We start from the raw sequence: 25,978 nt of genomic DNA on the forward strand, positions 1-25,978 counted from the left end.
AGGATCTTTCGGTGATCGACAGTCGAATGCGCGAAACTAGTCGAGACTGATCAAGCCACTATGGACTCGTCCCCGCCAGGTCTTGATCAAGTCTCTGTAGGCATCACCGGCAGGACGAATGCGCCGTTCGAGGTCGGACAGGCCGTAATGGTTGATGGTGCCGTTCTCTTCGGTGAGCAGCGTGTCCCAGTCCATCTGATCCACAAGGCTGTACCATGTAAAGCCAATGATGGGGACGCCGTCCTCTTTCAACCGGATCAGGTTTGACCATTGACGGCGCAGCCATACCGGGGCGTCGTAGTCCGTATTCTTGCCATTGCGATTGTTTGTTTCGGTGTGCATGACTGGCAGACGGTAGCGGTCATAGTACTGCTTGGTAATGACGTAGTAGCCAAAGATTTCGCACTGCTCGGTCCGACCATCAGCATATACAGTATGTTCATTGGTCGCATAATAGTCATTGCCCATGACACTGACGGACTCGACATTGCGATCGCGGAAAAAGTTGTACTCCTGTAGCGTCATGCCATTTTCCATCAGGTAGATCAACATGGATGCGGACACGTCAACGCCATAGTTCAAATCGAGTGGAAGGAAGCGGAGTTGGTTGAGATGTCGCGCGACTATCTCGGCATCCGGGTCGGCCGGATGGAAGTACTCCGAAGACTCGCTCTGAATGAACTTCGCGCTTGGATTAACCGACAGTATCGCCTCCGCGGCCAGGATGTTCGCCCTGGCCAAGTGCTTCGTCGCGGTGACAAAAGCTCGCTCCGAACACAAGCGTTCGTTCCAGATTCCCAGCCGTGCCGAAAAACGCGCCGCAACGTACATTTCGTTTATCGGGTTGTAGAGTTTAATCCAGGGAAATTGCAGCGCGAACGCTTTGGCATACTCGGAAAAGAACCGGGGGAACTCAGGATTCTGGAAGTTTCCCAGCCAGTCAGGAACTCCGAAATGACACAGATCGATGACAGGGGTGAGCCCCAGTTGGCGGATTTCACCCAGCACATCGTGCGCGAACGACCAGTCGTAGCGTCCCGGCGCGAGGTGGGTCCGATACAGCGGCACGCCGTAACGCAGGACATCGATGCCAAGCTCCTTGACCAGGCGGAAGTCGTGACGCCAAAAACGATAATGGCCGGTCTTTTCCATCTCGTCAATGCGGCGGGCGCTGCCGTCGGGAAGCTGCACGACTGGATAGCTGTTCTCAATGCCGGTTGCAAACATAAAGTTGTTCACGTCACGCTCCAACAGAAACTGTCTCTACGAGGGACAGTCAAGCCGCGCGGACGTTCCTTGCGGGGCTGGCCAAGGCAGCGGCGCGGGCCGGCAAGGTAGCGCGATCAGCGCCTCAATGGCGGCAAACTCGCGCCGCGCAACCCGCGGAACTGCGAACATGAAGTCCCTTCTACAAACGAGAAACAAGGAGCGAGCCATGCAAACCCAACAGTTTCAGACCGCGATTGATGCATGCAACGCCTGTGCCTTGGCGTGCGATGCATGTGCCAGAGCGTGCCTGCGCGAGGAAGATGTGAAAATGATGAGCGAATGCATCGCACTCGACATGGATTGCGCACAAATCTGCCGGCTCACGGCAAGCTTCCTGGCGCGTGACAGCCAGTTCTCCGGATCGTTGAGTCAAGCTTGCGCCGAGGTCTGTGACGCCTGTGGCGAAGAGTGTGCACGGCACCAGGCACAGCATTGCCAGGAGTGCGCACGTGCTTGTCGCCTTTGCGCCGAGGCCTGCCGCCAGGCCGGCGCAGGTGGCGGCCCGGCCAGGTCGACTGCCGGCACTACCGCCACGCCACATTAGCAAGCAAGGGGCCCTGCTGTCTCACCGAGGAGAACTCACATGAGCTATTCGTCTGCCGAAGATGCTGGCGCCGCAAGCGCCGACAGGGTGCGCCGATCTACGCCACAGCACATCAATGAGAGAATTGATCGAGAAGCCGAGACGTCCGTTGCCACTTTCTCACGGCAACGCCCGCATGCGATCGAGCGGCGTATCGCGCAACTGGACAAGGAATGGGACGTCGAGCGCGTTTTGGAAGTGAACGCGTCGACGCTGGCGCTCACCGGCCTTGTACTCGGAACCACAGTGAACCGGCGATGGCTCTTGTTGCCAGCGGTGGTACTGCCGTTCCTGTTGCAGCATGGCTTGCAAGGCTGGTGTCCACCGCTGCCGATCCTGCGCCGGCTGGGGGTAAGGACGCGGGGCGAGATCGATCGCGAAAAATACGCCTTGCTTCGCGCGCTGTCGGGCGCAGCTGCCTGATCGCAGCGATTTGTCTTGAAACGCGCAGAGAACGGATCTGGACAGAGATGTTTGCCGAGAATCCGCTACGCTGGGGCCTGCATGACCTTGGCGACCGACGTACTGACGCCGTCGCGTCATCGCTTACAACTAGCGCAGTGTCGCCAGGCATTTGATCGCGGCCAGACGACATCGCCGTCGTCGAGCAGCATTTGCGCCAGCAATTGCAGGCATTGCTGGGAACTCGTCAGCACAAGCACCTGCTCGGGATAGCAGCGTACGGCGCGCGAGTGCGCCAGGTAGCCGATGATGGCGGCGCGCAGGTCGGGCCGGCCTTGCGGATCGCTATAGCGCATCACTTGCTCGGGATCCAGGCGCAAGCGCCGGTTGAGCAGGCGCCGCCAAAGCGCCACCGGGAAGGCGCGCAGATCCGGGCTGCCGGCGGGAAGGCCTGCAAGCGCATCGGTTCCATGCAGCCGCCGGTTTCAAGCAGGCGCCGGCCGCGCTGCGAAAACGGGGTGAACGAGCCGGGTGACCGGTGCGGGGCAGGGATGGGCGATTGCGACCCCGCGCCCAGATCGATGGCGACAAAGCTGCCCTTGCCGACGTTGCGCCGTAGATACCCTTCGATGGCGAGCTGGCCGTAGGCCGCCTCGACGGTGACACGCGACAAGGACAAGTCCCGCGCCAACATGCGCGTCGAGGGCAGGCGTTCGCCCAGGGACAAGGCGCCGCTGCGCATCGCTTTCGAATAAGCTGAGCCACGTTGGCGGCCTGGGCTGTTGCATGGGTCTTATCTGCTGTGATGAATTGGTATCAATTTTAATGTCAAATCGGCCGAAAATTCAATCTGTCAATTCAACTCACAAAGAAAGCCTGTCATGTCAAACGCCAACTCCGCGATACTTTCCTATCCGGCCGCAACGCCGGAGCAGACCCGCGATTATATGTTGCATAAGCTCAGTTTTCATGCCGACGCCTGGGACGTGGCCGAAGACCTGCGCATGGGGATCGACTCGATTGTGGTCATCGACACGCGTTCGGAGGCGCTGTACGCGCAAGGTCATGTGCCTGGCGCCATCAGTTTTCCGCATCGGACGATGACGGCCGAGAGCACGGCCGCGCTTGATCGCAGCAAGACCTATGTGACCTATTGCGACGGCATCGGCTGCAATGGCTCGACAAAGGGCGCGTACAAACTCGCCGCGCTAGGTTGCACGGTGAAGGAGATGCTCGGCGGCCTGGATTTCTGGATCCGCGATGGCCAGCCGCTTGCGCTTGGTGCGGAACCGGGGCGGATCGACCGCGCTACGCCCGCATGGAATGCGCCTGCTGATGGATCGCGCCGAGGCGATCCGGGTGCGGCCAGCCCAGGCCGGCGACGCCCAGGCGTTGGCCGCGTTGTGTCGGGCGCATGCCGCCTTCGAGGAACTGCCCTACCAGGCTGACGGGCACACGAGCCGTCTGGCGCAGGCCTTGGAAAATTCGCGATTGCACGCGTGGGTGGCGGAGCGGGACGGCGACATCGTCGGCTACGCCAGCGCCACGCTGGACTTTTCGACCCTGTGCGCCAGGACGTTTGTTCATCTCGATTGCCTCTACCTGGACCCACAGGCGCGCAACTGCGCTCTGGGTAGTGCATTGATGGCGGCGGTGGCGGAGTTCGGGCGGCGCAAAGGCTACCGCGACATGCAATGGCAAACGCCGGCGTGGAACGAGGCCGCGCTGCGTTTCTACGATCGCAGCGGGGCGCGGAGGCTGAGCAAGCAGCGTTACACCTTGCCGCTTGCTGCAGTCGTCGGAGGCGCTAGTGCCTGAGCGGGGCCGAGTCGCCTGAGTTCGGCCAGGTCGCGCTCCATCATCGTGATGACCGGATCGGTCAGGATGGCCTGGCCGGTCGATTCATCCCCGAGGAGGTAACTGTAAGTGCTCGATCCAGGCTCAAACAATTATCGGATAATCATTTCCCCCCCCCGCCTTCGGATCTTGTGCTGACTGATCTGCTGGACCAGATTTCATTCGCCCAGCGCGCCGCCATTTTATCTTCAGTCAGAACTTGTCTGCTGCGTTTGCGATCCCTCAATCCAGCGTGCGCACGGTTCGTCCTTGAGACCGGTTACGACGGAACCCGTGTTGCGTACTGCCAAGACGGCGATGATCTCGCAGCGCCACTAGCTTGACAAACCGCACAAGTGTTTCGGATTCAGCGCCTAAGATCGGAAGTCGGCGTCCCAGTTTGGCGCCCCAGGTCTCGATCATCCAGCACACTTTAAACAGGAGAAAAACATGGCCGGCAGCATACAACGCTTTGAAACTCAAGGCGGGATGTCCCGATTTGAACCGATGCGTGGCATAGGGAATATGTTCGACATGTTCGACTTGATGCGTCCCGCACGTGTGTTCGAAGCTGAAAGTCTCAGAATCGATGTCAACGAAACCGACCAGGCCTATCTGGTCAAAGCAGAGATGCCAGGAATAAAAAAGGAGGACATCAAGGTTTCGATCAACGGCGACGAGGTAACGATCAGCGGCGAGCGCGATTCCCAGGAAGAGCGAAGGGAGGGCAACGTTGTGTGTCGCGAGCGCTACCAGGGCAGGCAATACCGCAGCTTTACCCTGCCCCAATCGGTTGACGAAGAAAAAGCGACTGCCACTTGCCATGACGGCGTGCTCGAGCTGAATCTACCGAAGAAGGCCGGCTCTGGCGCAAAACAACTGACGATTCTATAACCGTTTTTCAGCTGTCGCTTCGAGCGCGACCGTGCTGAGCGTTTCAAGCGAACAGGGGCGACCGGACGAAGTATCGGGAAGTCCAGGCCTAGCGGTCTCTAGCAGAGGAGTGGCATGACCAAGCGAATCTTACTCATTCAGGGCCATCCAGATGCGGGCCATCACCACCTGTGCGAAGCATTGGAACAGGCATATCAAGAAGGGGCGGTAGGGCAGGGGCATGAGGTGCGTCGCATTCACCTGTCCGAACTCAATTTTCCTTTGTTGCGAAGCCAGCACGAGTGGGAGCACGGGGAGCTTCCCGTGTGCCTTCGGGCTGCCCAGAATGACGTTCGCTGGGCCCAACACATCGTATTTTTCTTTCCGCTCTGGCTGGGAGACATGCCGGCCTTGCTAAAGGGCTTCCTTGAACAGATAGCCCGCCCAGGATTCGCGTTTGGCGAGGTGGACGGCACAACGTCGATGCTGAAGAAAGGCTTGCTAGGCCGCTCGGCACGCATCGTCGTGACAATGGGAATGCCCGCTACTTTGTACAAATTCTATTTCCGCGCTCACAGCATCAAGTCGATGAAGCGAAACATCCTTCAGTTTGTCGGCATGAATCCAGTGGACGATACGGTGATCGGCATGGCGGGACAAATGGATGCCGATAAGGCTGACCGCTGGCTCAGGCGTCTGGCCTCCATGGGGCGCTCTGCGGCCTGATGACCGTGACGTTCAATATACGTATGCACTAATTGAGAATTGGAGTCCGTAATGAAAACTATGAGAACCAGGCGATCGTGGCTGGCTTTTGCGTTTGTCCTGGCCGCCTTGTCAGGCTGCAGTATGCCCGGGGCAGGGCCGCACCGGATGCATCATGCGGGAGCGGGAGAATCGACGAGCGCGCAGGGACGGCACAACAGCCAGGGAATGGGCATGGGACAGGACGATATGAGGGCGATGTGTTCTGGTGTGCACGACAGGCTTCGCTCAGCAAGATCGGCCGACGAACGCGCGGCCATCATGCAGGAACATATGAGGGGACTGTCTCCTGAAATGCGGAAAAAAATGGATGAACACATGCGCTCACAGTCTCCCGAGGACCGCGCGCAACGATGCATGCAACCCTGGTAGCAATGCCAGAGTCTTGATACGTGGCATCAGTGCGGGTGTCCAGCGTCTGCTCGCCGTGCAATCTGATATTGCACCAGGTGCGATCACTGGGACCCAATAGGAGTAGGCAAGCATGAACCGGGTACTCATCGCTCTCGCGGCGGCGGCGCTGATCACTGCGCTCGCCCGTGCCGTTCTGTTTCTTGTGACGCGCGACTAGCAAGCAGACCAGCGGCACGGGAAGACGCTATTCTCCCCAGGCATACGCCTCACAACTTAAATGGAGGCAACATGAAAATACTGCTATGGATTATCGCCATCATCTTCGTCATTGGCCTGCTGGTCGTCAGTGGATTGCTGAAACTGGTTTTCTAGCCGGGGCCGCCTTAGTGCCGGCTTGCAGCGGAACCAGGCCGGGGCGCCGGTATGGTTCCTTCGAGTACGTGTGCCAAGTGGTGCAAACGTTGCCGTCATGAACTACGACATCGACTGTTCCTCGCGCAACGACGCGCCGGGCGCCTGCTGTGAGCACACCGCCGGCGGCGCCACGCCGACGTGGTACAGCGTCTGGGTCGGATAGGCGAACTCGATCGACTCGCGCGCAAAGCAGTTGACCAGGGCCAGGTTGATCGCTTGCTGGATGTCCATGTAGATGTTGAAGTCCGCGCTCTTGACGATATAGACGATCTCGAAATCGTACGAGGAGGCGCCAAAGCTCTTGAAGTGGGCACGGTCGAACGTCGCCTGTGCCTGGCTGGCGACGATGTCGCGGATCAGCCCCGGCAGCGCCTGCAGTTGCTGCGGGCTGGTCTGGTAGGTGACGCCGATCTGGAACGCGATGCGCCGTGTCTGCATGCGCTTGTAATTGTGGATTCTCGATTTCAGCATGGCTGAATTGGAGAACACAACTTGTTCGCCGCCGAGCCCGCGCAGGCGGGTTGTCTTGAGGCCGACAAATTCCACCGTGCCGGGCACGTCGTCGACAATAATGAAATCGCCGATGACAAACGGCTTGTCGAGCACGATCGACAGCGACGAAAACAGGTCGCCCAGGATGTTCTGGAGCGCCAGGGCGACCGCGATGCCGCCGATACCCAGGCTCGCCACCAGGGTGGTGATGTTGACCCCGAAATTATCCAGGATCATCAGGATGATCAGCAGCCACGTGATGGCGCGCGCCACGAAGCCCAGCGCCGCGGTCGAGGTCGTGCTTGCGGCGTCGTTGCCATTGCGGTTTCTGCGGTAGTGAAACAGCCATTCCTTGATGCCGAGGTCGCACCAGAGTGCCACCTGCAACAGGCCGGCGACCACGATGCCGTTGGCGACGAACAGGGTGGCCCGGGGCGTGAACGCGAGGGCCTGGGCGCCGGCAAACAGCGCAACCACGCCGATGAAAACGGGACTGGTCGATGCGAGCACACTGACGGCGACGTCGTCGAGATAGGTTTCCGTGCGCACCGCCACGGCGCTCAGGTGGCGCACCAGGATTTTCTTGACGGCGGTGACGATCGCGAAGGTGAACAGCATGACCGCCAGTGCGATGCTCCAGGCAACGGCGCCGTTGCCGAGGAAGGTATAACTCATGGAACTGCCTTTCGTTTGCGCGGTGTCGGCGCTGCCGGCCTGGCGGGTGTGTCGATGCCGGTGTTGCGGGCGCGCCAGTAGCGCTCGCAAGCCTGGCCTTCATGCGCATTGCCTTCGATCGCGGCGCGCATGTTCTCGTCGCTGCCGAACAGCACCGGTACCTGCGACACGTAGTGGCGCAATACCCGCATCTTGCCGTCGACGTCGACCGGCACGACCAGCCGCTTGGCCGGCGCCAGGTGCAACCGGGCCAGCGCCGCGAGCGGACCGTCGGCGTCGCCGCGCCCGCTGTGGGCCTGGGCGACATACGGAAAATCCTCGTAGAACAACAGGCTGGCGCCGGCCGCCGCCGCCGCCAGCCGCATGGCGACGCGGGCCGTGATCTGGTGGTCCACATGGTCACCGATCCCCATCGGGCTGACCAGCAGGACAGGACCGAGGTCGAGGCAGATGCGCCGCAGCAGCTGGAACAGTTCCTCGATATGGGCGGCATCGCCGGCGTGCGGCGCGGCCCAGCGCTCGCGCGCGCTGCGATAGATGAGTTTGCCACTGTCGGGGCTGCGCCGGTATATCGAGTCGGGAAAGCTCAAGTGCACGAATTCCGCGTTGATGGCCCGCATCGCGGCAATGTCTTCGGCGCGCCGGATGCGCGGGCTGACATGGCCGCGCCGCGCCGGCAACTTGGCGCGGCCGTCGGTGCTTGACACCGGCGGCGGGTTGCCGCTGCAGAGCGTGACCACCAGCGTCGACACCCCTTGCAAGGCATGCAGCAAGCCGCCGCAGCTCAGGGCCGCGTCGTCCAGGTGGGGAGAAAGGATCACGACGCGCTCGAAAGCGTCGAAGTCGAGCTGGTCGAGCAGCAGGTGGCTCTTCATGCCTCGAACCTGATCAGGTCGCCATAGCGGATGCGGGCCTGCGCCAGCATTTGCCTGGCGAGACGGACATCGCCCACCATCGGATTGGCGGCCAGCGCGGCGGCGCGCGGACCGGAAGCGACTCCGGCCGCCGCCCGCGCGCTCAGGCGCTGGTAGTGCTCCAGCTCCCAGGCGAGCGCCTTGAACGACATCGGCAACGCGGGCGCCCGAAGTCGTTCGATGCCACGGCGCGACACCATCGCCTGCGTTTCGATCACCGTGTCGTAGGCGAACGAGGTGGTCGCGCCGCGATTGGCCAGGTTGAGCACCAGTTCACGCGGGCGCTCGGCGCCGAGCGCGGCAATCACGTTGGCCGCCATGTCGCCGAAGCCGGCCGCGCCGCGATAGAAACGCAGCTGCGGTTGCGCCAGGGCGGCCTGTTCGGCGAAATGGGCGTAGTAGCGCGGCAGCGAGGCGGCCACGACGTCGCTGCGCGGACCGGCCAGCCGGGCTTGCGCCACGAAGGCGTGGGGAAACAGATAGTAAGGCAAATAGGAGTTGGGCCAGGAGCCGTCGGCCTGTTCGCGCGCCAGCGCCAGGCTGTAGTCGAAGCGCAGGCGATGCTCGTCGTCGTATTCCGCGGGCGCTTCCAGCGTGGCCGGAAAGTCGCCCAACGCAACGCCATCCACGCTGAGGTCGCGGTACCAGGTCGCGTGGTTGAGTCCGATGCACCTGCAGCCGGGCTGGCCGGTACGGCCCATCGCCAGCGCCAGCGCCGCCAGGTCTTCGTCGGACTGGTCGCACATGCCGATCACTGGCACCTTGCCCTGGTCAACCAGGGCCTGGGTGACGATATTGCTCGGATTGGTGTAATTGAGCAGGATCGCGCCGGGCGCCAGCGCCGCCATCGCATCGGCCACGCGCAGCGCTTCCGGCACCGAGCGCAAGGCATAGAAAAAGCCGCCCGGACCGACCGTCTCCTGGCCCGGAACACCGAACTCGAGCGGGAGCGTTTCATCGATGCGGCGCGCCGCCAGCCCGCCCGGCCGGGTGGAATTGAGCACCAGTGAGGTCCCCCGTACGGCATCTTCCAGCGTCGACGCCGCCGTCACCGTAAACGGCGCGCCGGCGCTGCGCGCCATCGCCGCGCACAGCCGGGTCACGATGTCGAGGCGCACCGGGTCGGTATCGTACAGGCGCACGCTGCGCAGCGACATCTCGCCGGCCTGGCGGATCAGGGCTTGCAGCAGCCCGGGGGTATAGGCGCTGCCACCGCCGAGAATGGTCAGTATTTCCATGGGATTTCCTTTCGTAGCGCGGCAATGCGCAGCGGGTCCTGCAGCAGGCCGCCGGCTTGTTGCAGCAAGTGGGAGGCGGCGCAGACGCCGAAGCGCAGGGCCGCCGCAGGTGCGAGGCCGCGCATCAGGGCCGCGAGCAGCGCGGCGCAGAAGGCGTCGCCGGCGCCGGTCGGATCAAGCACCTCGACCGCCTGGGCGCCGACGCGCACCGGCGCGCCGTCGACTACGCCAAAGGCGCCGGCGGCGCCCAGCGTGACCACCACCGAGCGGGCACATGCGGCAAGCATGCGCGGCGCCTGCGCGACATCGCCGCACGCCGCTTCGGCTTCCTTTTCATTGAGTACCAACAAGTCCCACAGCACCTCGGGTTGCCGCGCCAGTTGCGCCAGCCGTCCTGGTTGCCAGCTGCCGCTGACGGCGACCCGGCTGCCGGCGGCGCGCGCGCGCGCCAGCGGCCCGGCCAGCCGGGACGCTTCCTCCAGGCCCGGCACATGGATCCAGGGCGCCTCGGGCAAGTGCTGGAGGCGTTCGAGGGCGGAAAAATCGGCGGCGCTGACGAAGGTGCGCTCGCGCGCATCGGCGAAGACGAGCGAGATGGCCGGGTCGTCGCTGGAAGGCAGGGCGTCGAGCGCGATACCGAGGCGCTCGGCAAGCGCGCGCAGCGCAAGATCGGCGATGCCGCAGCCGACCGGCGCGCACAAGGTGACTTGCAAACCGAGCGCCGCGGCCACGCTGGCGCTGTTGGCGGCGCCGCCGAAACTGAGCCTGATGGCGTCGACGAACAGTTCCTCGCCCGGCGGCGGCGGCGCCGTGCGAGGCACCAGGACATCGAGGTAGCACATGCCGGCCACCAGCAGTTCGCTCATGCCGCCTCGCCCAGCGGCGCCGCGCGATCGATGACGCCTGGCTCGCCCGCGCCGGCGGCGGCGCGTTCGAAATCGGCCGCCCAGCGCGTGACGTCATGCTCGGTCACGATGGCTGCCATGCGGGCCGTGCGATAGGCCCGCTCATCCTCGCCCATCGACAGCGCCTGATGCAGGCCGGCCACCATTGAACGCCCATCGTAGGGGTTGGTGAGCACGGCGCCGTGCAGGTCGACAGCGGCGCCGGCGAACTCGGACAGGATCAGCACGCCGGATTTGTCGATCGCCTTCCTGGTGGCGACAAACTCCTTGGCAACAAGGTTGAGGCCGTCACGCAGCGGCGTGATCCAGGCGATGTCGCACGCCGCGTAATGCGCCACCACTTCGTCGAACGACAGCGAACGGTAGAAATATCGCACGGGCACCCACAGCAGCGTCGAGAAGCGGCCGTTGATGCGGCCGACGACCCGGTCCACTTCGAGGCGCAGGCTTTCATAGATCTCCATCCCGGCGGCGGCCGGCGTGATGATGTTGATCAGGGTGACCTTGCCGGCGTACTCCGGGTACTGCTCGAGAAACTGTTCGAAAGCCTCGAGTTTTTGCAGCGACCCTTTGACGTAGTCGAGCCGTTCGATCGAGATGACGCCGGTGACCCCGTTCAGGTAGTCGGTGATGCCGTTGGCCTGTTCGACGACCGCGGGCGAGCGTGCCAGCTGTCCGATCAGGGTGACGTCGGTGCCGACCGGATGGGCGCCGAGGCCGATGCGGCGCGCGCCGACCTCGATCGCCGTGGTCATCGTATCGACCCCGAGGGCGCAACCATAGGTCAGGAAGCGCGGCGCGCAGGCGGTGGTGCCCAGCACTTCGACCGGCGCGAACGAGCGCGTGGCGTCGACGAAGTTCTCGACATAGCGGGGAATGTGAAAGCCGACGTAATCGCACTGCAGCAGGCTGCCGATGATGTCGCGGCGCCACGGCAGAATATTGAAGATATCGCTGGAAGGGAAGGCCGTGTGATGGAAAAAGGCGATCCGCAGGTCCGGGCGCAGGGGGCGCAGGAAGGCCGGCACCATCCACAGGTTGTAATCGTGGATCCATGCCAGCGCGCCTTCGGCCGCCTCGCGCGCGGTTTGTTCCGCGAACAGCCGGTTCACTTCGAGAAAGCGCTCCCAGTGCGCCTGCTTGAATTCCGCCTTGTCCGGGAAGGAAAAGATGATCGGCCAGAATGCCTCTTTCGAAAACTTCTTGTAGAACAGGTCGACATCGTCGGCCGTCAAGGCGATACGCGCCGCATGCAGCGCCGGGTAGCGCTGCGCGTCGACGCTGACGCGGCTGTCGAAACCGGCCGGCTGGCGGCTGTCCTGTTGCGACCAGGCGACCCATGCACCCTTGCGCTTGCCGGCAAAAAAGCGCAGCAAGGTCGGAATGATGCCGTTCGGGCTCTTCGGACTGCGCTGCACGCAGACGCCGTCTTCGACCACCTCGTCGAACGGCAGGCGGTGATAGACCATCACGAGATCGGCCTGGCCGCGCGCGTCGTTGCGGACCTGGGCCGCGGCGCTGGTCTCGACCAGGGTGCCATGATGGGCCAGTCCCTGCAGGATGCCGCCGCAGCCTTCGGCGCTGGCGATATGCACCCGTTTCAGCTTGCGGACCTGCTCGATCAGCGCCGGCTCGGCGCCGCCGACGACGATGCCGCGTAAGCCGCAGCGCAGCATGGCCAGGTCATTGAGGGTGTCGCCGGCGACGACGATATCGGCGTGATCGATGCCTTCGGCGGCGGCCAGGCCGAGCAGGGCGGCGCCTTTGTCCACCCCGCGCGGCAGCACGTCGAGATAGCGGCCGGCGGAGAACATCAGGTCGCAGCCGAGCGCGTCGACGGCGGCGCGCAGTTCAGCGGTGATGCCGCTCTCGCCGACCAGGAAGGAGCAGCGGCGTTCCTGCGGAACACTCTGGCGCTGCAGCGAAAAGGCGGCCAGCGCGCGCAGTACCGCCTGCGAGCCGGGCCAGCGCGCGGCGATGTCGTGCTGCAAGGGTTCGACCGGGCGCAAATCGCCATGCACGATGGTGGCGCCGACGTCGGCGACGATATAGTGGGGAGCAGGAATGGTGGGGTCGCTCAGCAGCGGCATGATCGACTCAAGGCTGCGGCCGGTGACAAAAACGATCCGGGCGCCGGGCAGCCCCCCGCTGAACAGGTCGCGGATGCGGCGCCGGCTCGCGTGGGTGCCGGCAAGCAGCGTGCCATCGAGGTCGGTGGCAAGGATTAATTTCCCCGTACTACTAATTTCAGGTCGAAGGGATTCAACTAGATTCATGGCGGCTCTCTCCAAGGGTTGATTGCGTCGCGGCAGCAAGACTGCGTGGCATTTGGACCCGGTGAGGCCTTGTCCATCGGCGGACCGTGCTGGATGGGACAGCCAGTGCTCTCGCGGCGATTCGGCAGGCTCGATTCTGCGCGCCTCGGTGAGGCGAACGCATCGATCGCCCGGCCGCACCCGGCGTGTCAGCGCAGGTGCGCCATGGCCCGGATCAGCACCACATCATACCGGCCGAGAATTAGCAAAGTCTTAGCGAGCACACGACAGCCATGAAAGGCACGCGTGAAGCGGCTGCACCGCAGGGCCGGATTCGGGGCGATGTGCCCAGTCCGCTGGCGACAATGATCCTGGTGCCGGCATTGCCTCAGTTTCACGCAAGGTACCCGGACATTCAGTTCGACATGGGCGCCAGCGACCGCAAGGTCGATGTGATCGGCGACAACGTCGATTGTGTTGTCCGCGGTGTTAGATTACCGACCAATCACGTGGTGTAGAAATCGACAAGCATAGCGAGAGAAAGAGTTGGAAAGAGCCAAAATGACGCTACAATGTTAAATATACTTTACATGAATAGTGGCCGATATGAATCTCGCGCAAATTGGTGAGGAAATTCAAAGCAAACGTGTCCACGCCGGCCTGCTGCAGGAGCACGTGGCCAGATTCGCCGGGCTCTCGCGGGTGACCATTAACCAGCTAGAAAACGGAACGTTGAAAGACCTCGGCTATACGAAGCTGAAGGCGGTGATGGAAGTGCTGGGCCTCGACATGGAGACCGTGCAGCCGTCGGGTTTGACGAGCGCGCTGGCAGTGGCGGCGCGCAGCATCAGCACTAGCTATCGCGACGTGATCACGGCCGATATGCTGTCGACAATGCTTCGTTCTGGCGTCGCGCCGGAACAGTTCCAGCCGCACCTGATGGCCTTGCTTGACGAGACGCCGTTGCCGGTGGTCGTGAAAGCGGTCGCCGAGGCGGCCACTCCCGAAGTTCCCACCAAGAAAATCATGAAACACCTCAGCCTGTGGGCGAAGGAATGGAAAGTATGCAGAACGGTCTGGTGATGATCGGCGCTGCGGGCATTCCCCTGAGTTGGGAGACGCTATTCTCCCAGGCCGTAAGGGTTATCGGTGAGATCGCCGAGCACGGCCGCGACAATGCCTTCTGGACCTTCGGTGGCGGCACCGTCCCAATGCTGCGCTAGCCTGCTACGTCAAGCTGTACCTACCGGAAGGCGAGATCGACTTCGTGGCCGCGCCAAACCTGACCTCTCCAGGGTTTGAAATCGAGACCGTTCTTGGGCATCAGGTACGCGTGGAGACGTCGGTGGAAATCATCGCGAAAACGATTTGGCACCGGGGCGACCGCATCACGGGGCGCGACATCTTCGACTTCGCTCTGATCGCCGAGCGCGAGCCCGCAGTGCTGATGCAGGCGCGTCAATTTATGACCAGACATGCGGTAGCGGTGTTCCAGCAGCTCGACGAGCGATACGTCCAGCTCAAACAGCAATTCGACGCCATCGACGTACTCAATTTTCACCCGACCTTCGACCGTGCCTGCCACATCCTTAGAGTTAGCCTGACTGAAATGATAGAACCACCCGGATAATGTCGAAAGCGGCTTCGAGCGATCGCATGATGTGGCTGATCGCGGACTGCGTCATGCCCAGTTTTGCCGCCGCCTTGGTAAAACTGCTTTCGCGGGCCACCGCGATGAAGACGAGAATGTCGTTGATGTTTTCACGCGCCACTGTGTTGGTCCTGTCGGTTGTCATGGTTTTGCTGAATGCCGCTACCTGGAGCGCCATGCTGATTGATGCAGCAAACAAATTATGTCGGGGTAATTCAAGCAGGCATTCATGATCATCCTTCATAAGCCCATGAAGAAACCGGACCGTTCCGGACGCTGGTATCCGGCTACCATTTTGCCTCGCCGCGAATCACGCGCCTTGAACACCAACTGTTAAAAGCCATGAAGAAAACAATCACAACCGACGGCCTGTTCGACCGAAACCAGCCGGCTGCCTGGGGTGCGGTCTTTGCCGTCGCGCTCGGCGCCTTTGTGCTGGTCGCATCCGAATTCATGCCGGTCAGCCTGCTGACACCGATCGCGGCCGATCTCGGCATCACGGAAGGCCAGGCGGGGCAGTCCATCGGCATCTCGGGCGCCTTCGCTTTATTTACCAGCCTCTTCATCGCCCGGCTCGCCGGTCGCCTCGACCGCAAACTGCTGCTGGTCGGGCTGACACTGCTGATGATCCTTTCCGGAACGCTTGCAGCGTTCGCGCCAAGCTATTTCTGGTTCATGGTCGGCAGGGCGCTGATCGGTATGGCGATCGGCGGGTTCTGGTCGATGTCGGCCGCAACGGCGATGCGGCTGGTGCCGATCGACAAGGTGCCGATGGCCTTGGCGATCGTCAACGGCGGCAATGCGCTTGCGATGGTGGTGGCCCCGCCGCTCGGCAGCTACCTTGGCGCGGTAGTCGGCTGGCGCGGCGCATTCTTTTGCCTTGTCCCGGTCGCCGCAATTGCGTTGGCGTGGAAGATGGCCTCGTTGCCTTCAATGCCGGCCACAAAGGGGCAGGGTTCAGCAAACGTACTGGCGCTGCTGAAGCGGCCGGCCACCGCATTGGGCATGGTGGCGGTCAGCGTGTTTTTCATCGGCCAGTTTGCACTGTTCACTTACTTGCGGCCATTTCTCGAGCAAGTGACCCGCGTCGACGTCGTCACGCTGTCGTTGCTGCTGCTCGCGATTGGCGTGGCCGGATTCGCCGGCACCACCTTGATCGGGCGCTTTCTCCGCCATCATTTGTACCGGATCCTGATCGTCATCCCGGTGATGATGGCGCTGATCGCCGTCGCGCTCATGGCGTTTGGACACGTGCTGCCTGTCACTGCGGTTCTGCTGGGCATTTGGGGATTTGTCGGCACGGCCGCTCCGGTGGGATGGTGGACGTGGCTGGCGACGACGCTGCCAAAAGATGCCGAGGCCGGCGGCGGCCTGATGGTGGCCGTGGTCCAGCTGGCGATCATGCTCGGCGCGACGGTTGGCGGTATGCTGTTCGATGCCGCAGGCTACAGGGCAACGTTCGGCAGCAGCGCGGCCTTGCTCGTCGCCGCCGCAGTGCTCGCAATCATGACAGCGCGCGCTAGTCGTACGGTGGAGGACCACGCGGTGCGCAGTGCAACAAGCTGATTACGCCGCAACTAGCTTGCGCAACCACCCAAGCAGCACACCGGGCAACAGCTCCGCACGCTGCAGCAGCGCATATGCGTGCTCGCCGAACACAGCTGGAAGGTAGTTCGCCGCATGGCGGTCGATGGTCAGGCAAAATGGCGAAATGCCTTGCAGCCGCGCTTCGGTGACGGCCTGTCGCAGGTCCTCGACGCCATATCGACCATCGTACTCATCCACATCGTTCGGTCTGCCATCGGACAACAGGATCAGCAGTTTGTGTTCCGCGCCCTGGGCCATCAGTTCAGCGCTCGCATGGCGCAACGCGGCCCCGGCCCTGGTGTAATTTTCAGGTTCAAGCCCGGCGATGCGCAAGGCAATGTCTTGGTTGTACGATTCGTTAAACCCCTTGATTGCCCGCACCACCACGCCATGGGGGCCTTCACCCGAAAATCCAGTCACGCTAAACGGTTCGCCGAGCCCATCGAGTGCCACGCACACCATCAGCAGCGCCTCGCGTTCGACGTCGATCACTCTGCACTGTCCGGATACCCAACCGTCCGTTGAGCCGCTGATATCGACTAGCAGCGTGACGGCAATGTCACGCCGACCGCGCCGCTCGCTTTCGTACAGCCGCTGTTCGAGGCGCCCGCCCGCCCTGATCTGCGCCTGGTTGTCGATCCATCCCTGGATGTCGATCTCGTCCCCATCGAGCTGGCGCCGCAGCCTGGTGCGCTGCGCCCGCAATAGTTCGAACTGGCGGCGAATTGCCTGCAGCATTTCGGCATGCTTGTGGAAAATGGCGTCGACCATGGCCTGCGGTCCCGGCATGGCGGTGCACACGGTGACGGTGGCGCCGGGGTCCTTGTAGGACGCGCTGCGCCAATCCCATTCCGGGTAGACGCTGACCTCGCAGTCGGCGGCATGGACTGACGCTGCGAGGTCCCTGGCTTGCTGTTCCGGCGGATCATCCGACAGCAGAACTTCGCGCGTCGCGCCCGGGGTTGACACCAAGCGCGCCTCGGGGAGCTCCGACAGGGCGTCGGCAAAATCGTCGGCGGCGGTATCGGTATCGCGGTCCGTAGGGCGCTGCATCCCCATCGCGTCTTCAGCCTGCTCGTGTGGCTGGGCCGTCTGGACCATCATCGGTCCGGGCGAGGCGTCATCATCCTCGCCCTCAACCGGCTTGCGTGCTTGCGGACGCCGCACTAGCCGTCCGATGCGCGGCAGCCCGGCGCCAATATCATCAGCATCCTTGCCAAGCTTGCCGTGCGCCTGTGTCACGGGCGGCTCGACGAACTCGCCCAGCCAGTAGTCCTTGACCAGCACACGCCCCCGCAGTTGCTGAACTTCGGCGCTTAGCGTGGATGCAAGGCGCTGCGCTTGCGCGAGGACTTCGGTAGCACTTGCCGGGCCATGCGTAGTTTCCATGTCCTCCGATTGCGCCGCCTGCACCATGCGTTCAATGTCGTGCAGCTGCGCAGGCAGCGTGCGCAGCGGCGGCCGGGCTGCCATCGAGGCCAGCCGGAAGCGCTGGAGCGGCGCCGAGATGCCCGGCAACAGTCGAACAAGCTCGTCGTCTGAGGCGCGCGCCTCAAGGATGTGATAGCAGGCTTGCAGCACGGCACTTTGCCCGTACGGGAAGTGCTGGGCGCTTCCCCGCCCGGCGCGCATCGCCTGTTGCAGCAGCATCAACCGGTAGCGCTCGGTCGTGCTGGCGTCGCTTTCCGCCATATCAAAACTGCGCGGCAGCCAGATGCTAGCTCCGTCCGTTGCGGGAAGGGCCAGTGGTGCCGGTGGAGCTTCGTGGCGCCTGATGAGCTTGTCTAGCCACGTGCGCGGCGCTGGCGCTTGCGCCGGCCGCAGGCGAAACCCGCGCCCGAACACCGCATTGGCCAGCAGGTCCAGGCGGGGCGCCACGTCGGCCAGTTCAACCTGGCGCGGGCGTTCGCGGTGCCGGTGGCGCCGCCATAAATTCTGGACAAAGATAGTGCCATGCCGGGCGACATCGGTAATGACGTCTTCTGCCTCTGCCATAAGCGGCTGTCCTAGATGAAGCTGGCGGCGACCAGATCGCGCATCGCACCGATCAGCACAGGCTCGTCAGACAATGGCGAGACGATCGCGGCGTAACACGCATCCTGCACGGCAATACCGCTGCCGATCAGGCGCGCGGCGGCGATCAGAAGGCGCGTACTAGGCACTTCGGCCAGACCGCGGTCGCGTAACTGTCGCAAGCGGTTTCCCAATGTCACAAGGGCGTGGGCGACACTGGCGTCGACGCCTCCCTCGTGCGCGACAATGGCAGCTTCCCGCTCAGGTGGCGGGAAGTCAAAATCAAAAGCGACGAATCGCTGGCGCGTACTTGGCTTCATGTCCTTGAGCATGCGCTGGTAACCGGGGTTGTACGACACCACCAGCTGGAACCCCGGCGCTGCGATAACTGTCTCGCCGGTCTTGTCGATCGGCAGCATGCGCCTATGATCGCTCAACGGGTGGAGAACGACGACGGTATCCTGGCGCGCCTCCACCACCTCGTCCAGGTAGCAGATGGCGCCTTCGCGCACCGCACGGGTCAAGGGACCGTCATGCCAGGCCGTACCGTCGGTGCCAATCAAAAAGCGCCCGACCAGGTCGGCGGTGCTCAGGTCGTCGTGGCAGGAAATCGTGACCAGCGTACGCTTGAGGCGCCACGCCATGTATTCCACGAAGCGCGTCTTTCCGCAGCCAGTCGGGCCTTTCAACATCACCGCAAGCTTGCGGTGGTGGCATTGTTCAAATAACGCCACCTCGCCTGCAGTTTCAATATAGTACGGTGCGGTCGTGGAACGCTCGTCGTCCTTCACATCAGGTCCCCGGCTTGAGCTGCAGACCATCTTCTTGGTCGCCAGCTGCTCGGTACGTCATGTCGAACCTTGGCGCGAAACGGAAGAAGTCGATAACGAACAACGCCACGCCGATGGCAAACAGCGAGCCGGTGACGAGCAGCATGACGAAGTGGATCTGGATTTTCAGCTGGGCGTCAAGGAAGCCCAGGCCCATGATGCGCTCAAGGTAGACCTGCCCGATGCCGGCAGTGGCGAACGACAACGTCATGCCGAACATGCCGCCCAACTGCAGCCAGAACGACCAGTACCCCATTGCCGTCCCTTCTTCCGGACGCTTGGTGAGGCTTGGCGCGGCGTACGTGATCATCGCCAGTACGATCATGGCGTAGGCGCCATAGAACGCGGCGTGCCCGTGCATGGCCGTGATCAGGGTCCCATGGGTCCACTTGTTGACGGCTGGGAAGGTGTGCGCGAGGCCCAGCAGTCCGGCGCCGAACAGTGTGAACACTGCGCTGCCAACGGTCCAGTGCAGGGCGAGCTTGTTGGGGTGCGACATGCCCGAACGCTTGATGGTCGAGTAGGCGAACATGGCCATGCCAACGAGCGCGAGAGGTTCGAGCGCGCTGAAGATGCCGCCGATCGGAAGCCAGTATGCCGGCACGCCAACCCAGTAATAATGGTGCGCCGTGCCCAGGATTCCAGCGATGAACACCAGACCGACAATCACGTACAGCCATTTTTCCATTACCTCTCGGTCCGCTCCTGACAGTCGGATCAGCAGGTAAGCGAGGAAGCCGCCCTGAATCATCTCCCATACTCCCTCCACCCACAGGTGGATCGTCCACCATCGGTAGTAGATCGATACCGTATAGTTTTCGTAGTGGAGCAGGGCGGGCAAATACAGGAGCGCTGCCAGCCCGAGTCCGCCCAACAGCACGCCCTCAGTGGTGGTCAATCGGCCCGACTTCTTGATCGTCATACCTATGTTGTAAAGGAACATCAGCATGACGATAACGATGACGATCTTGTGAGGCAATGGCTGCTCGAGTAGCTTGTTTCCCGTACCCCAGCGAAACAGGTAGCCGATCACTGCGGTAACACCCATCAGTACCCACAACACAAGCTGGATGTACGCAATCTTGGTGCTATGCAGTTCGGTGCGCGATTCGTCCGGCACCATCCAGTACGTAGCACCCATGAAGCCGCACAGCACCCAGACAATCAGCAAGTTGGTATGAATGACCTTGGTGACGTCGAAGGGAAGGATGTACAGCAAGGGGTCAGGCCCCAGGTACTTGGTGGCCGAGAGCAATCCAAACACCAGCTGCAGGCCAAAGAGGGCCAGCGCGACGGCGAAGTACCAATATGCAACAGACTGCGACTTATATTTCATGACAAATAGCTCCGGCAATAATTTCGAATCAGGCCGGTAACCCGGCGCTCGGCTTATTTCAGCGAAGTGAGGTAGGCGACCAACTGGTTGATCTGGTCTGGCGTCAAGTCCTTGCCGTAGGTGTTGGGCATGAAGGACTGGCCGTTAGCTGAATACATTGCGCCCGGTACCACGTGTGCGCTCGGACTCACTACCGCTTCCCGGATATAGCCGTCGACATCGGTGGCCTTGCCCTTGTAGTCAGAGCCCGCTAGTAAGGTTGAAGTGCGCGCCACCAGGCCGGCAAGGGTGGGGCCAGCCATGTTGACGCCCGGTGCGATGGAGTGGCAGGCGGTGCAGGCAGGTGCGGCGCTGCGAAATACGCGCTCGCCGAGGGCGATCGGATTATCGGAGCTAGTCGTCGGACGCGCAGCCGGCGGGGCGCTTCCGGGCGCCTTGCCGGCACCGGCGCTGGCCGGGGCGCTGACGTCGGAACCGGGAAACGTTGCGCCGGTGACAAGCAGGGGCCGTGGCGGCCAGCCCTGATTGTCGACATTTGAAACCCAATCGAGGAACGCGATCAGCGCGGCGATTTCCACATCGCTGATGTCCTGCTTGGGCATCAGGCGGCGGTGTTTCTGTTCGTCGTAGAATTTCGACGGGTCTTTCATGTACGCGGTCAGGTATGCTTCGCCGCGCAGCTTGGTGATCTTGGTCAGGTCAGGCGCGTAATAGGCGCCTTCCCCAAAAAGCGTATGGCAGTTGATGCAGTTATTTTTGTGCCACACGTCTTTGCCCAGCGTGACCTGAGGTGTAATTTTGTCGGCATTCGTCAAGCGACCAAACTGGCGATGGCTATCAAGCGTCAGGCCTAGGAAGGCAACGGTGGCGACGATGGTCGAGCCGATGGCGAAAAGACGAGCTTGTCGTTTGTTCATTGCCGTCCCCTAGACTGAAATGGCCGGCCAATATCGGACTGAGATGACGGTGGCATAAACGATGGCACCAGCCATAAGCAAAATGACTGTGTAAGCAAATAATTTAAGGGAAAGAATCCATCGTTGCATAACCGCCTCCGGATTTATGTGGAATCAGAATAGCATAAATACAATGCTGACCGGCGCTGTTCGGCCTATTCGAACGAAATGAATGTCCAAGTTATATAGCGACGTGACCCCAGCGATCGGCTGCGCCAAATAGCGCGCCATCGGTGAGTCCGGACAGTTGTCCATGCCACGCCAGCGTCGACCGGGCATAGCCGCGGGCGGGACTTCAAGAGTCGGTGACAGAACTTATCGCCCGATTTTTCGGTTTTCCTTTTGCGCCATTTATACGCATTCAATTTATAGAGACGCGGCGGGGTCGCATGAGGAAACTCAATTTAACATAATATAAATTATACGAAATCGAAGGTTTATCTAGCTGCGCGGCGAGCTGACGAGCAAAACGGCACGAAGTTCCACGGTATTCCACTAGGCGGATCCGTCGGCTTATCAAAGCCGAACTCTTAGCCGGGCTGAGGCTAACTTGCCGCTTACCGTAGCCAGTCTTGCTCCAAGCCGCGTGGGTCTTGATGTGCGGCCTACCCTCAAAATTGAAACCAGGGACCCGATTGCCGGCCCAGGGCTGCAAGACCGCGAACAGATCGCCAGCCTGTGCGCCGCCGCTGCCGCCATGACCGCTCAACGTGCCAAGATCAGCGCGGCAGTCGACGATGCGCGCCAGTTCGCGTGCCGTCGCCGCGCTTCATCGCAAACGTAAAATGGCAGGCGCACCACGTATCGGACTCAGTTCGCCGGAGCGGCGCTGCTTCGCAGGGATGCCGAGGACCACGTTCTCGGCAATCCAGTTGCGCCATTCCGGTGTCAGTTGCGCCAATGGCGCCGCAGCTTGATGTTCCATACCGTGCTCCCTGTTTTTTCACCACGGGCATCTTGCCACCGATCGCCCGCACGAGGTGCCGCATTGCGGTGCTACACTGGGCCATTGAAAAATAGGTATCCAGCCAGCAATGAATCAACAGATTTTCATCAGCATGGCGTCCTATGTGGAGCCCATGTTGTTCTTCACGCTAGAGGTCAGGCATACCATAACGCCCACCAGGAAACGTATTCCATTGTGCTTGTCGGGGTGACTACCTTAACGGCTAGCCGCGACATCTTCACGGTGACGGGATAGGCAGCGTGGCGGCGGCAACGATGCCGCCTCTTTCGCCTTCTGTGTCGTAGTCTCCTCAAGGCGGGCCATCGTCAGCGCCAAGCTTGCCCCCTCGGCCCAGCTTGGCCGGCAGTATTTTGACGAGATAGATCGTGACAGCGATGCCGATCGCCAAAAGCAGCACGGCCAGCGGGACACTGTTGAGCTTAAACGCGGAGAACGCCAGGGAGGCCCACAGCAGCGTCAAGGTAATGATCTTGGCCCGTAGCGGTATATCGACGCCCTCTTCCATATTGCGTAAATATTGCCCGAACAGGCGATTGGACAGCAGCCAGCGATGCATGCGATCTGAACCGCGCGCGAAGCACGCCGACGCTAACAGCAGGAAAGGCGTGGTGGGCAATAAAGGCAGGAAAACGCCAAGGATGGCGAGCACAACGGCAATGCAACCGACGATATTCAGCCAAATCTTCATCACTGATTATACAACTGAAGCGTAAGCGTGCGCAGTCGCTTGAAAACAGGACGGTGGGAGGTGAAACGGCGGGTGTCCAGCCAGCCCCGGACGGCGCCGGGCAGCAATTCGACTGGACACGCACAGCTGGCGCGCAGCCAGGAATTAATGCAGTGCGGTTACCGCGTAACCCTTTTCGGCGATCTGCTCGGATACCTTGTTGATCGCGTAGTCGTCCAGGCTGTTGGCGCTGTCATCCATTTCAAACGCCCTGGCTTCTACCAGCCAGTCGGTGTTGGTCACTTCTTCGGGGATATTCCGGGCCTCCGGGACGGCCAAGTATGAGAACTTGCCGTCGTGCTCGGGCTCGGATCTGCGGTAAATGTCCAGGCGCATGATGTGTATTCCTATCAGTGAAGACGGACCGATGCTTTCGGGGTGAAAGTGAAGTCCGAACCTCACCTTAGGCCATCAGCGCAGTGCTGTCTGTTAAGTGCTGCACACTGGGCGCCTAGCGGCCCGGGCCGCTACCGAGAATGCGCGCAGGCAGCATGACGATCGCACGCAACAGGTCGAACACGGCTTCGACGCCAATGCCGATCAGGCGGAATGGCAACAACAGCAGCCAGAACACCGGGTAGAGCACCAGCGCGAGCAAAGCCAGCGGCCAGCACAGGAACAACACCAGCAACCACACCAGGAAACTCAGCATCTAGCGCTCCATTCAGGATGACGTTTAAGTGAGTATGACTGTAGTGCCGCGCGCTGTGTGGTGCAAATGACATGCGACGGAATGCGCGCAGGCGCCCCTGGAGGGTGAAATTCGGCGATAAGCGGGACAAGCCCCGGTGCGTTACTGGCCGACGCAGATGATCTTGGTGGCGTATTCGTTGGCGTTGGCTTTGCGGTTCGACGCCCAGTCGATCACTTCCTGCGCCTGGCCGACCGTCATGATCGACGCCTTTTCCTTGTTCTTGATGAAGGAAACGCCCTCGAACTTGCCTTCCTTGCTGCGCATGACTTTGGCGAACACGGGCGGCTTGCTTTCGCCATCGCTGAGTTTGTTTTGCTGGACGAGGTAACGCTGGTCGAGGTTTTCCATGGGAGGTGCTCAAAAATGTGGGGAATCAAGGACCACATTTTACGGCCTGGCGGCCAACTGCGCAGAGGAAAGCGGTCCGGCCGCGGCGGCCGAACCGAATCCTGTTGAAGACTTAGGCAAACTCTGCAGTGCGCAGGGCCGGCTGGGCAACTGTTTCGACCACCAGGTCGGCGCGGATCGCTGCCTGCAGCGACGGAATCGAACCGCCGGCGCGGTACTGGAAGCTGACCTGCAGCACATCGCCAGGCCGCGCGGCGATCGGCTGCGCCAGCGGCAGCGTCATGTAGTGGTTCAGCCAGTCGATGGTGCTCGACTCTTCTTCGACCACGGCGAGGATGTTCTTGGTGACAAAGCGCATCGCGTTGAGCGTTCCGGCTTTTTCGATGGGGAACTTGCCTTCCCAGGCGATAAGGGTGTCGGTCGGCTGGCTGAAGTCGAGCACGCTGTAGACGGTCGGCTGGGCAAGCTCGATCGTGCCCGGGTAAATCACCGTGGTTTCCTGGAACTGGACGATTGGCGCGTAGAAGCCTTCGAAGTCGTATTCCTGCTGCAACGGCTGGACCGCCATGATGACCGCTTCCGGCAGGAAGACCGGCAACGGACCGCCAAAGCGCGCTAGGTAGCGGCGCTTGAACGATTCCATCACTTCGACCTGCTTTTCGCGCAGCATGCCGACGTGGATCATTTCGCAAATGACGACATCGACCGGCTCCGGCGGCAGGTATTCGAAGGCATCGGCGTGGACGACCTCGACCTTGTGGCCGTTTGGGTTCATGGTCAGCATCTTGCGCGCTTCCTTGACCATGTCCGGGTTGAATTCGACGCAGTAGACTTTGTCGGCCTTGGCCGCGGCAAACCACGACAGCACGCCGGTGCCGCCGCCGAGCTCGAGCACCTTGGCGCCAGGCTTGACGGCATAGTTGATGGCCGACTTGAAACCGTGCATGCGATTCTGGTCCATCAGCATGTTGTGGTGGTAGTGGACGGGGATGAACTGCCCCAGGTAGCAGCTTTCGATTTCGCGTTCGTTCAACATAGGGTTCCTTTTGGTCCAGCCGCCCTGCCCTGTGCCGGGCCAGCGCCTGCGTGTTTTGTAGTACGACATGGCAATTATCGTTACAAAAGCACGTGGGCCATGCGGGGAGGTTAGAAGGTTTTACCTGTCAGTTCGGGCATTGACGAGGGCAGCCGCGACTTTTCGCGCGGCACATCCGAGTCTCAGCGTGGCCGTGCCAGGTGGGCGGCGATGGTGGCGGCGATGCGGGGCTTGTCGGCGCGCTGGGCGATCTGGCCGGCGGTAAGCGATTCGGTGTTCTTCAGGCTGGCGTCGGCGCCTTCGTCGAGCAAAAGCTGGACGGTGGATTCGTGGCCTTCGCGCGCGGCAATCATCAGCGGGGTAAATTTGGCCGGCGCCTCGGCGTCGATGTAGGCGTGGTGATCGATCAATGTCTTGGTGATGTCGTCATCTCCGCTGGCGGCCGAGAAGTGCAGCGCGGTCCAGCCCGGGCGGTTGACGATGGCGCCTTTCGCCAACAAGGCCACCACGGCCGGCTTGTTGTGCTTGAACGCGGCCATCATCAGCGCGGTGTTGCCGTTTGGCGCCTTCTGCTCGAGGTCGAGCGTCGGCTGGGACAGCAGCACGTTGGTCACGCGCGCCGACCCTTCGCGCAGCGCAAGGATCAGTGCGGTCTCACCGCTGATCGGATCGACGGCGTTCGCTAACACGGTGCCGCCCGCCAGCATCTTCTGGACGGTGCCGGGGTCATCCATCTGCACTGCGCGGAAGAAGCTTGCAAGCTGGCCGCGGTCCGCGGCCGCAGCCGGCGCCAGGCCTACAATCGCAGCCATGGTGATATAGCACCAGCGGCGCATGGTTCGGGTAACAATCGACATG

Annotated in this window: 30 protein-coding genes and 2 pseudogenes; 12 read left to right on the forward strand and 20 right to left on the reverse strand. The window is 61.9% G+C overall.

The features are described 5' to 3' along the window. Positions 1 to 36 precede the first annotated feature (36 nt). Entirely contained in the window at positions 37 to 1,239 is a 1,203-nt protein-coding gene (locus CR105_RS11095; protein WP_218968688.1) for a family 1 glycosylhydrolase, read from the reverse strand. A 196-nt stretch (positions 1,240 to 1,435) separates the two neighbouring features. On the opposite strand from CR105_RS11095, the gene CR105_RS11100 reads away from it, so the two are divergent. Both CR105_RS11100 and CR105_RS11105 read left to right on the forward strand, forming a co-directional pair. After that, positions 1,436 to 1,813, forward strand: coding sequence for a four-helix bundle copper-binding protein (locus CR105_RS11100; RefSeq protein ID WP_099788647.1), 378 nt, complete (start codon positions 1,436 to 1,438; stop codon positions 1,811 to 1,813). 39 nt (positions 1,814 to 1,852) lie between these two features. Continuing rightward, positions 1,853 to 2,275: a hypothetical protein gene (locus CR105_RS11105; protein WP_099788510.1), complete on the forward strand. Its 423-nt coding sequence runs from the start codon at positions 1,853 to 1,855 to the stop codon at positions 2,273 to 2,275. A 116-nt stretch (positions 2,276 to 2,391) separates the two neighbouring features. Here the strand turns inward: CR105_RS11105 and CR105_RS11110 are convergent, their stop codons facing one another. Together CR105_RS11110 and CR105_RS11115 are read right to left on the reverse strand one after the other, a co-directional pair. After that, the gene (locus CR105_RS11110; RefSeq protein ID WP_099788511.1) at positions 2,392 to 2,610 is read right to left on the reverse strand and encodes an aminotransferase class I/II-fold pyridoxal phosphate-dependent enzyme; all 219 of its coding nucleotides are present in this window, start codon (positions 2,608 to 2,610) and stop codon (positions 2,392 to 2,394) included. Further along, positions 2,610 to 2,996, reverse strand: coding sequence for a GntR family transcriptional regulator (locus CR105_RS11115; protein WP_099788512.1), 387 nt, complete (start codon positions 2,994 to 2,996; stop codon positions 2,610 to 2,612). Before CR105_RS11115 ends, CR105_RS11110 begins: the two co-directional genes overlap by 1 nt. A gap of 139 nt (positions 2,997 to 3,135) precedes the next feature. On the opposite strand from CR105_RS11115, the gene CR105_RS11120 reads away from it, so the two are divergent. The 5 genes from CR105_RS11120 (at position 3,136) to CR105_RS29705 (ending at position 6,454) form a co-directional block, all read left to right on the forward strand. After that, positions 3,136 to 3,702: a rhodanese-like domain-containing protein gene (locus CR105_RS11120; protein WP_099788648.1), complete on the forward strand. Its 567-nt coding sequence runs from the start codon at positions 3,136 to 3,138 to the stop codon at positions 3,700 to 3,702. Next, positions 3,590 to 4,072 carry a GNAT family N-acetyltransferase gene (locus CR105_RS28295; protein WP_267873893.1) on the forward strand — a complete coding sequence of 161 codons (483 nt, stop codon included), beginning with the start codon at positions 3,590 to 3,592 and terminating at the stop codon, positions 4,070 to 4,072. Before CR105_RS11120 ends, CR105_RS28295 begins: the two co-directional genes overlap by 113 nt. A gap of 468 nt (positions 4,073 to 4,540) precedes the next feature. Beyond that, a complete protein-coding gene (locus tag CR105_RS11135; RefSeq protein WP_099788514.1) occupies positions 4,541 to 4,984 on the forward strand; it encodes an Hsp20/alpha crystallin family protein in 444 nt (147 codons plus the stop codon). Positions 4,985 to 5,098: 114 nt separating this feature from the next. Beyond that, positions 5,099 to 5,689, forward strand: coding sequence for an NAD(P)H-dependent oxidoreductase (locus tag CR105_RS11140; protein ID WP_099788515.1), 591 nt, complete (start codon positions 5,099 to 5,101; stop codon positions 5,687 to 5,689). Between the two features lie 681 nt (positions 5,690 to 6,370). Then, positions 6,371 to 6,454 (forward strand): small membrane protein YohP, encoded by an 84-nt coding sequence (locus tag CR105_RS29705; RefSeq protein ID WP_446685948.1) that lies wholly within the window; start codon positions 6,371 to 6,373, stop codon positions 6,452 to 6,454. A gap of 102 nt (positions 6,455 to 6,556) precedes the next feature. On the opposite strand, the gene CR105_RS11145 is transcribed toward CR105_RS29705, so the two are convergent. Genes CR105_RS11145 through ggpS form a run of 5 tightly spaced genes read right to left on the reverse strand, consistent with a single transcriptional unit; the run spans position 6,557 to position 12,996 of the window. Beyond that, positions 6,557 to 7,663, reverse strand: coding sequence for a mechanosensitive ion channel family protein (locus CR105_RS11145; protein WP_099788516.1), 1,107 nt, complete (start codon positions 7,661 to 7,663; stop codon positions 6,557 to 6,559). Then, a complete protein-coding gene (locus CR105_RS11150) occupies positions 7,660 to 8,538 on the reverse strand; it encodes a PIG-L deacetylase family protein (protein ID WP_099788517.1) in 879 nt (292 codons plus the stop codon). The genes CR105_RS11145 and CR105_RS11150 overlap by 4 nt, the downstream gene beginning before the upstream one ends. Next, positions 8,535 to 9,815: a family 4 glycosyl hydrolase gene (locus CR105_RS11155; protein WP_099788518.1), complete on the reverse strand. Its 1,281-nt coding sequence runs from the start codon at positions 9,813 to 9,815 to the stop codon at positions 8,535 to 8,537. The genes CR105_RS11150 and CR105_RS11155 overlap by 4 nt, the downstream gene beginning before the upstream one ends. Next, positions 9,803 to 10,681: a carbohydrate kinase family protein gene (locus tag CR105_RS11160; protein WP_099788519.1), complete on the reverse strand. Its 879-nt coding sequence runs from the start codon at positions 10,679 to 10,681 to the stop codon at positions 9,803 to 9,805. The genes CR105_RS11155 and CR105_RS11160 overlap by 13 nt, the downstream gene beginning before the upstream one ends. Further along, positions 10,678 to 12,996, reverse strand: coding sequence for a glucosylglycerol-phosphate synthase (gene ggpS / locus CR105_RS11165; RefSeq protein ID WP_099788520.1), 2,319 nt, complete (start codon positions 12,994 to 12,996; stop codon positions 10,678 to 10,680). The genes CR105_RS11160 and ggpS overlap by 4 nt, the downstream gene beginning before the upstream one ends. Positions 12,997 to 13,286: 290 nt before the next feature. On the opposite strand from ggpS, the pseudogene CR105_RS11170 reads away from it, so the two are divergent. The 4 genes and pseudogenes from CR105_RS11170 to CR105_RS11180 form a co-directional block, all read left to right on the forward strand. Beyond that, positions 13,287 to 13,472 (forward strand): annotated as a pseudogene (locus CR105_RS11170) (LysR substrate-binding domain-containing protein); the annotation flags it as partial. Positions 13,473 to 13,581: 109 nt separating this feature from the next. Beyond that, on the forward strand, positions 13,582 to 14,058 hold the full coding sequence (locus CR105_RS11175) for a helix-turn-helix domain-containing protein (protein WP_099788521.1): 477 nt from the start codon (positions 13,582 to 13,584) through the stop codon (positions 14,056 to 14,058). Next, positions 14,040 to 14,198 carry a hypothetical protein gene (locus CR105_RS28845; RefSeq protein WP_229413887.1) on the forward strand — a complete coding sequence of 53 codons (159 nt, stop codon included), beginning with the start codon at positions 14,040 to 14,042 and terminating at the stop codon, positions 14,196 to 14,198. Before CR105_RS11175 ends, CR105_RS28845 begins: the two co-directional genes overlap by 19 nt. Positions 14,199 to 14,242: 44 nt before the next feature. After that, the gene (locus tag CR105_RS11180; protein ID WP_229413888.1) at positions 14,243 to 14,605 is read left to right on the forward strand and encodes a hypothetical protein; all 363 of its coding nucleotides are present in this window, start codon (positions 14,243 to 14,245) and stop codon (positions 14,603 to 14,605) included. A 10-nt stretch (positions 14,606 to 14,615) separates the two neighbouring features. Here the strand turns inward: CR105_RS11180 and CR105_RS11185 are convergent. Further along, positions 14,616 to 14,747, reverse strand: a pseudogene (locus tag CR105_RS11185) (helix-turn-helix domain-containing protein); the annotation flags it as partial. A gap of 221 nt (positions 14,748 to 14,968) precedes the next feature. Here CR105_RS11185 and CR105_RS11190 point away from each other — a divergent pair. Then, the gene (locus CR105_RS11190; protein WP_099788522.1) at positions 14,969 to 16,192 is read left to right on the forward strand and encodes an MFS transporter; all 1,224 of its coding nucleotides are present in this window, start codon (positions 14,969 to 14,971) and stop codon (positions 16,190 to 16,192) included. Here CR105_RS11190 and CR105_RS11195 read toward each other — a convergent pair whose 3' ends face one another. From CR105_RS11195 to CR105_RS11240, 11 genes are all read right to left on the reverse strand, one after another. Then, positions 16,193 to 18,208, reverse strand: coding sequence for a nitric oxide reductase activation protein NorD (locus CR105_RS11195; protein WP_099788523.1), 2,016 nt, complete (start codon positions 18,206 to 18,208; stop codon positions 16,193 to 16,195). A gap of 11 nt (positions 18,209 to 18,219) precedes the next feature. Continuing rightward, entirely contained in the window at positions 18,220 to 19,047 is an 828-nt protein-coding gene (locus tag CR105_RS11200) for a CbbQ/NirQ/NorQ/GpvN family protein (protein ID WP_099788524.1), read from the reverse strand. Then, a complete protein-coding gene (locus CR105_RS11205; protein ID WP_099788525.1) occupies positions 19,019 to 20,392 on the reverse strand; it encodes a cbb3-type cytochrome c oxidase subunit I in 1,374 nt (457 codons plus the stop codon). The genes CR105_RS11200 and CR105_RS11205 overlap by 29 nt, the downstream gene beginning before the upstream one ends. 53 nt (positions 20,393 to 20,445) lie before the next feature. Further along, the gene (locus CR105_RS11210; protein ID WP_099788526.1) at positions 20,446 to 21,309 is read right to left on the reverse strand and encodes a c-type cytochrome; all 864 of its coding nucleotides are present in this window, start codon (positions 21,307 to 21,309) and stop codon (positions 20,446 to 20,448) included. 808 nt (positions 21,310 to 22,117) lie between these two features. Continuing rightward, entirely contained in the window at positions 22,118 to 22,273 is a 156-nt protein-coding gene (locus tag CR105_RS28300) for a hypothetical protein (protein ID WP_180288160.1), read from the reverse strand. A gap of 331 nt (positions 22,274 to 22,604) precedes the next feature. Continuing rightward, on the reverse strand, positions 22,605 to 23,003 hold the full coding sequence (locus CR105_RS11215) for a YbaN family protein (protein ID WP_099788527.1): 399 nt from the start codon (positions 23,001 to 23,003) through the stop codon (positions 22,605 to 22,607). A 144-nt stretch (positions 23,004 to 23,147) separates the two neighbouring features. Then, positions 23,148 to 23,378: a DUF6139 family protein gene (locus CR105_RS11220; protein ID WP_099788528.1), complete on the reverse strand. Its 231-nt coding sequence runs from the start codon at positions 23,376 to 23,378 to the stop codon at positions 23,148 to 23,150. 115 nt (positions 23,379 to 23,493) lie between these two features. After that, positions 23,494 to 23,694 carry a hypothetical protein gene (locus CR105_RS11225; RefSeq protein ID WP_099788529.1) on the reverse strand — a complete coding sequence of 67 codons (201 nt, stop codon included), beginning with the start codon at positions 23,692 to 23,694 and terminating at the stop codon, positions 23,494 to 23,496. Between the two features lie 141 nt (positions 23,695 to 23,835). Continuing rightward, positions 23,836 to 24,084 carry a hypothetical protein gene (locus CR105_RS11230; RefSeq protein ID WP_099788530.1) on the reverse strand — a complete coding sequence of 83 codons (249 nt, stop codon included), beginning with the start codon at positions 24,082 to 24,084 and terminating at the stop codon, positions 23,836 to 23,838. A gap of 112 nt (positions 24,085 to 24,196) precedes the next feature. Then, positions 24,197 to 25,120, reverse strand: a complete 924-nt coding sequence (locus CR105_RS11235; protein ID WP_099788531.1) for a class I SAM-dependent methyltransferase — start codon at positions 25,118 to 25,120, stop codon at positions 24,197 to 24,199. 182 nt (positions 25,121 to 25,302) lie between these two features. Further along, the gene (locus tag CR105_RS11240; RefSeq protein ID WP_229413890.1) at positions 25,303 to 25,932 is read right to left on the reverse strand and encodes an ankyrin repeat domain-containing protein; all 630 of its coding nucleotides are present in this window, start codon (positions 25,930 to 25,932) and stop codon (positions 25,303 to 25,305) included. Positions 25,933 to 25,978: the final 46 nt, after the last annotated feature.

The organism is Massilia eurypsychrophila, assembly GCF_002760655.1.
Lineage (GTDB): Bacteria > Pseudomonadota > Gammaproteobacteria > Burkholderiales > Burkholderiaceae_D > JAFCUW01.

Bases quoted from the DNA above. Each gene is read 5' to 3' on its own strand.
- CR105_RS11100 (WP_099788647.1), top strand. From the start codon at position 1,436: ATGCAAACCCAACAGTTTCAGACCGCGATTGATGCATGCAACGCCTGT.
- CR105_RS11105 (WP_099788510.1), top strand. From the start codon at position 1,853: ATGAGCTATTCGTCTGCCGAAGATGCTGGCGCCGCAAGCGCCGACAGG.
- CR105_RS11110 (WP_099788511.1), bottom strand. From the start codon at position 2,610: ATGCGCTATAGCGATCCGCAAGGCCGGCCCGACCTGCGCGCCGCCATC.
- CR105_RS11115 (WP_099788512.1), bottom strand. From the start codon at position 2,996: ATGCGCAGCGGCGCCTTGTCCCTGGGCGAACGCCTGCCCTCGACGCGC.
- CR105_RS11120 (WP_099788648.1), top strand. From the start codon at position 3,136: ATGTCAAACGCCAACTCCGCGATACTTTCCTATCCGGCCGCAACGCCG.
- CR105_RS28295 (WP_267873893.1), top strand. From the start codon at position 3,590: ATGGATCGCGCCGAGGCGATCCGGGTGCGGCCAGCCCAGGCCGGCGAC.
- CR105_RS11135 (WP_099788514.1), top strand. From the start codon at position 4,541: ATGGCCGGCAGCATACAACGCTTTGAAACTCAAGGCGGGATGTCCCGA.
- CR105_RS11140 (WP_099788515.1), top strand. From the start codon at position 5,099: ATGACCAAGCGAATCTTACTCATTCAGGGCCATCCAGATGCGGGCCAT.
- CR105_RS29705 (WP_446685948.1), top strand. From the start codon at position 6,371: ATGAAAATACTGCTATGGATTATCGCCATCATCTTCGTCATTGGCCTG.
- CR105_RS11145 (WP_099788516.1), bottom strand. From the start codon at position 7,663: ATGAGTTATACCTTCCTCGGCAACGGCGCCGTTGCCTGGAGCATCGCA.
- CR105_RS11150 (WP_099788517.1), bottom strand. From the start codon at position 8,538: ATGAAGAGCCACCTGCTGCTCGACCAGCTCGACTTCGACGCTTTCGAG.
- CR105_RS11155 (WP_099788518.1), bottom strand. From the start codon at position 9,815: ATGGAAATACTGACCATTCTCGGCGGTGGCAGCGCCTATACCCCCGGG.
- CR105_RS11160 (WP_099788519.1), bottom strand. From the start codon at position 10,681: ATGAGCGAACTGCTGGTGGCCGGCATGTGCTACCTCGATGTCCTGGTG.
- ggpS (WP_099788520.1), bottom strand. From the start codon at position 12,996: ATGAATCTAGTTGAATCCCTTCGACCTGAAATTAGTAGTACGGGGAAA.
- CR105_RS11175 (WP_099788521.1), top strand. From the start codon at position 13,582: ATGAATCTCGCGCAAATTGGTGAGGAAATTCAAAGCAAACGTGTCCAC.
- CR105_RS28845 (WP_229413887.1), top strand. From the start codon at position 14,040: ATGCAGAACGGTCTGGTGATGATCGGCGCTGCGGGCATTCCCCTGAGT.
- CR105_RS11190 (WP_099788522.1), top strand. From the start codon at position 14,969: ATGAAGAAAACAATCACAACCGACGGCCTGTTCGACCGAAACCAGCCG.
- CR105_RS11195 (WP_099788523.1), bottom strand. From the start codon at position 18,208: ATGGCAGAGGCAGAAGACGTCATTACCGATGTCGCCCGGCATGGCACT.
- CR105_RS11200 (WP_099788524.1), bottom strand. From the start codon at position 19,047: ATGGTCTGCAGCTCAAGCCGGGGACCTGATGTGAAGGACGACGAGCGT.
- CR105_RS11205 (WP_099788525.1), bottom strand. From the start codon at position 20,392: ATGAAATATAAGTCGCAGTCTGTTGCATATTGGTACTTCGCCGTCGCG.
- CR105_RS11210 (WP_099788526.1), bottom strand. From the start codon at position 21,309: ATGAACAAACGACAAGCTCGTCTTTTCGCCATCGGCTCGACCATCGTC.
- CR105_RS28300 (WP_180288160.1), bottom strand. From the start codon at position 22,273: ATGGAACATCAAGCTGCGGCGCCATTGGCGCAACTGACACCGGAATGG.
- CR105_RS11215 (WP_099788527.1), bottom strand. From the start codon at position 23,003: ATGAAGATTTGGCTGAATATCGTCGGTTGCATTGCCGTTGTGCTCGCC.
- CR105_RS11220 (WP_099788528.1), bottom strand. From the start codon at position 23,378: ATGCGCCTGGACATTTACCGCAGATCCGAGCCCGAGCACGACGGCAAG.
- CR105_RS11225 (WP_099788529.1), bottom strand. From the start codon at position 23,694: ATGCTGAGTTTCCTGGTGTGGTTGCTGGTGTTGTTCCTGTGCTGGCCG.
- CR105_RS11230 (WP_099788530.1), bottom strand. From the start codon at position 24,084: ATGGAAAACCTCGACCAGCGTTACCTCGTCCAGCAAAACAAACTCAGC.
- CR105_RS11235 (WP_099788531.1), bottom strand. From the start codon at position 25,120: ATGTTGAACGAACGCGAAATCGAAAGCTGCTACCTGGGGCAGTTCATC.
- CR105_RS11240 (WP_229413890.1), bottom strand. From the start codon at position 25,932: ATGGCTGCGATTGTAGGCCTGGCGCCGGCTGCGGCCGCGGACCGCGGC.